Below are 239 nucleotides of genomic sequence, written 5' to 3'. Positions count from 1 at the left end.
GGGCACATGGTCATTAAAGATGTATACCCGCGCATCCGGTTTTTTCTCCTCCAGCCAGCGCTGCAGCGGTTCGAAGCTCTGGAAGATCGGCGCCCACGCCGGATCCTGCTGTTTATGATGATCGACCGCGAAGCCGATAGTCGGGGTATGAGAGACGGCGATACCGCCGAGAATGTTAGCCATCAGATAACTCCACTTATCGGTGTTCGAGGGGGGATGACAAAGCGTCAAGTTCTGCC

1 protein-coding gene is annotated in these 239 nt (G+C 55.6%); it reads right to left on the bottom strand.

Translation table 11 applies throughout. The features are described from left to right. Window positions 1-183 (bottom strand): DODA-type extradiol aromatic ring-opening family dioxygenase (locus tag FLQ03_RS18800; protein WP_476756207.1); only part of this gene is annotated, 183 nt, incomplete at its 3' end. Window positions 184-239: the final 56 nt, after the last annotated feature.

This window comes from Vogesella urethralis, assembly GCF_007644045.2.
GTDB classification, from domain to species: domain Bacteria; phylum Pseudomonadota; class Gammaproteobacteria; order Burkholderiales; family Chromobacteriaceae; genus Vogesella; species Vogesella urethralis.
This window is presented reverse-complemented; position numbering and strand designations above follow the sequence as displayed.